Here is a 3,488-nt window from a genome sequence, read left to right as displayed (position 1 = left end):
TTACCAGGGCCGAGCCGAATGGCCGAAAATAGGCAAAGGCGGCCATTCTGCGTCACCGCCCCCACGCTGTTTCGCGCGCTTACGAGGCCTCGTGAGGGGCCGAAGCGCCGAGGCCAATGGCCGCTTTCCGCTGGTTGGGCCTCCTGCCGCGCGCCCTCGCGGCCCAGCTCCTCCCCAGTCACCTTCACCGCCTGCCCCGGCCGGGCGCAACCATGCCTACCGATGACGCCAGCACGCCTACCCCGCCTACCCCTGACGCCAGGGTGGGGGGTGGTGCGATCTTTCGTGCGGGTGGCGCCGCCGGGGCGTGTACCTGGGGCCCTTTTCGAGAGAGTCACCTCCGAAAAAGTGAACACCCCGCGCCCGTTCATTTGCGCCCGGTAAGTGAACGCCTCGCGCTGTTCACTTTCTTCGCCGGTTGCGCCAGGGGCAGCCTGGGCGGACTCCGCGCACAGCCTCCACTCACCGCCTCCGCGCGGCACCCCGGCCCGTCCAGGGGCTCTCGCGGGCGCTCAGCGCGGAGGCGGCACGCCCCATCAGCAGGGCAGGTCCTGCGTCACGCGCACCAGCTCGTCGTCCGAGGGGTGCGTGTAGATGACCGTGGAGTCGATGCTGCGCTGGCGCGCGAACCGCTGAGTGAGGCGGATGTCCTTCGTCCTCCGGTACACCCCGGTGCACGCGGTGTGGCGCACGGCGTGGAAGTTGAGGTGCCTCTCCAGGCCCGCGCGCTGCTGCCAGACTCCGAAGCCGTGGCGCACCTGCCGCGTGGACAGGCGCAGTCCCAGGCGGCTCAGGAAGAGCGGCGCCTGGGGCCCCACGTCGTGCCCCTGCGAGCGCTTCAGCCGCAACAGCTTCTCCAGCTTCGCGCGCACCGTGTCCGAGAGGACAACCTCCTGGGGGCCTGGGTGCCGGCGACTGCCCTTGAAGACGGTCAGCGCCACGTGCCGACGTGCGCGCCCGCGCTCGTCGAAGATGTCGCCGATGTTGAGGGCGACCAGCTCGTGCTCGCGAAGGCCCGAAGCCAGCGCGAGGCTGTACAGGCAGTGGTCCCTGAATCCCTCCTTGTGCTCCCCCGTGGCGCGCAGCAGGAGCGCCACCTCCTTCTCCGTGAGGGTGCGCGGGGCTCGGGCGACAGCGGCATAGGCAGACATGGCAACTCCGTCGTGAAGAGGACGCGGCCATGCACGCTCTGGTGCCGCGAGAAAGCAACGGAACATGTAGGGAGGAAGTCGTGACACTCAGCATCGTCAAGCGCACCGAGGACGACCTCACCCAGTGGCTCGCCACCGAGTCGGGCTTCATCAGCGGCCTGTGCCACTACGACAGCGAGCCCGTGGTGCTGGAGCCCTACCAGCAGGCGCTGCTGGACAACCGCTCCCGCTTCCGCTGGGTGGCGAAGAGCCGCCAGGTGGGCTTCTCCTTCCTCTTCGCGTTGGAAGCCCTCGCGCGCTGCCACCTGCGTGACGGCCACACGGCGGTGTTCGTCTCGTACAACTTGAGCGACGCCGTGGAGAAGGTGCTCATCGCCCGGCAGGTGTACGAGGAGCTGCCGACCGCATTCCAAAAGAAGCTCGTCACCGACGCGAAGACGGAGTTGGCCTTCGAGTCCAACGCCAAGGGCCGCCGCCTCTCGCGCATCATCTCCGTGCCCTCGAAGCCACCGCGCGGCAAGCGCGGCGACGCGTACCTTGACGAGTTGGCCCATTACGTGAACGACCGTGAGGTCTACACCGGCAGCACCGCCCTCATCCTGCGCTCCCACGGACAGCTCACGGGCTGCAGCACCCCGCTGGGCCGGCGCGGCATCTTCTGGGAAATTGCCTCGCAGGAGCTGCGCAAGTACCCGCACCACACGCGCCAGCAGGTGCCCTGGTGGCTGTGCCGCTTCTTCTCCCTCGACGTGCGGCGCGCTGCGGTGGAAGCCCCTCTCATGCCCACCGAGGAGCGCGTCGTTCGCTTCGGGCGCCCCGTGCTGGTGGAGCAGTTCGACTCCCTGCCGCAGGAGGACTTCCAGCAGGAGTTCGAATGTCTTTTACGTCGACGAGTCCTACAGCTTCTTGCCCTACGAGCTCATCCTCCCGTGCACCACCGACGAGCTGTCGCTGGCCCAGGATGCGTCCGACGTGCCCGTGCCCCAGGGGCGCCTGGTCGCGGGCTTCGACGTGGGCCGCACCCGCGACAGGTCCGAGCTGGCCGTCTTCGAAGAGGTGGCGGGCCGCTTCACGTGCCGCATGCTGCGAAGCTTCGAAGGCATCCCCTTCGCGGAACAGGAAGCCCACCTGCGCCGCCTCCTCTCCGTCTTGCCCGTGGCGCGCCTGTCCGTCGACCGGAGCGGCATCGGTATGAACCTCGCGGAGAACCTAGCCCGCGATTTCCCCCAGGTGGTGGCGGAGAACTTCACCAACGAGGCCAAGGAGCGCTGGGCGACCGACTTCAAGATTCTCCTCCAGCGCCGCGACGTCACGCTGCCGCGTGAGCGCGAGCTTGTCGGGCAGATTCACTCCATCAAGCGCCGCGTGCTCCCATCGGGGAAGGTGTCCTTCGACGCCGAGCGCACCAACCGCGGGCACGCGGACAAGTTCTGGGCAGTCGCCCTGGCGTGCCAGCGCGAGCGAGGGCCGGAGCGACGAGGGACCGGGGAGATTGGGGTGCGCGTGATTGGCTAGTGGAATCCGAGTCCCGCCCTCAAACCTCAGCACGAGATGGTTCGGACAGCATCACCGCCCGACATGCTGCCCGGCCCACTAGGACATGGCATCATCCGCGCCCATGAAGCTCCTCTCTTCCAGCACCCTCCTCCTCTGCGGACTCCTGCTCGGCGCTTGCGACGACTCCGGGTCCGGCCCCTCGACCCCCGACTCCGGCGTCCAGGCGGACCGGGGGCCGCGCGCAATCTCCCTCGACGGCGACCCCAACGGTCTCTTCTGGGACGAGGCCAGCCAGACGCTCTACATTGCGGATGACCAGAACCACCGCGTCCTGAAGTACCGCGATGGCGAAGGCGTCTCCCTGGCCGCTGCGCTGCCGGGTGCCCCCGCCAACAGCCCCAACCTGGGCGAGGTCGTCCGCCTCCAGGACGGGACGCTGGTCACCGTGCGCTTCGGTTTCGGCACTGCGGGCGCAGTGCTCTTCGTCCGGCCGGATGGCACTCCGGGCGAGGTCCCAGGCCTGCCCACCAACCGGCGCCGCATCGGACTCACGGTGGCGCGGGACGGACGGCTGTTCGACAGCTACTTCGTGCGCAACAACAACGTGAACGTCGGCTCCGTGGCCGTCGTGTCGCTGGAGACAGGGACAGAGACGGAGGTGGTGGGCGCGCTGGTGAAGCCCGTGGGCGTGCTCGCGGTGGAGGACTCGCTCTACATCTCGGACCAGATTGCCGGGCGCATCTACCGCTCGCCGCTGTCCAACCCTTCCGAGCTGACCACGCTGGCCACCATCACCGAGCCGGACCTGCTCTCGCTCGGGCCTGGCGGCGCGCTACTCAC

The 3,488-nt window shown here is 68.7% G+C and carries 4 protein-coding genes; 2 read left to right on the top strand and 2 right to left on the bottom strand.

What is annotated here, in order from left to right:
* Positions 1 to 536 precede the first annotated feature (536 nt).
* On the bottom strand, positions 537 to 1,151 hold the full coding sequence (locus FMP39_RS36905; protein ID WP_141594636.1) for a tyrosine-type recombinase/integrase: 615 nt from the start codon (positions 1,149 to 1,151) through the stop codon (positions 537 to 539).
* A gap of 196 nt (positions 1,152 to 1,347) precedes the next feature.
* A complete protein-coding gene (locus tag FMP39_RS37665) occupies positions 1,348 to 1,641 on the bottom strand; it encodes a hypothetical protein (protein ID WP_194858723.1) in 294 nt (97 codons plus the stop codon).
* Between the two features lie 416 nt (positions 1,642 to 2,057).
* On the opposite strand from FMP39_RS37665, the gene FMP39_RS37660 reads away from it, so the two are divergent.
* On the top strand, positions 2,058 to 2,666 hold the full coding sequence (locus FMP39_RS37660; RefSeq protein ID WP_228558652.1) for a terminase: 609 nt from the start codon (positions 2,058 to 2,060) through the stop codon (positions 2,664 to 2,666).
* A gap of 103 nt (positions 2,667 to 2,769) precedes the next feature.
* Positions 2,770 to 3,488: hypothetical protein (locus FMP39_RS36895; protein WP_141594632.1), on the top strand; the 719-nt coding region annotated here is incomplete at its 3' end.

Source organism: Myxococcus sp. AB056, assembly GCF_006547365.1.
GTDB classification, from domain to species: Bacteria; Myxococcota; Myxococcia; order Myxococcales; family Myxococcaceae; genus Myxococcus; species Myxococcus virescens.
This window is presented reverse-complemented; position numbering and strand designations above follow the sequence as displayed.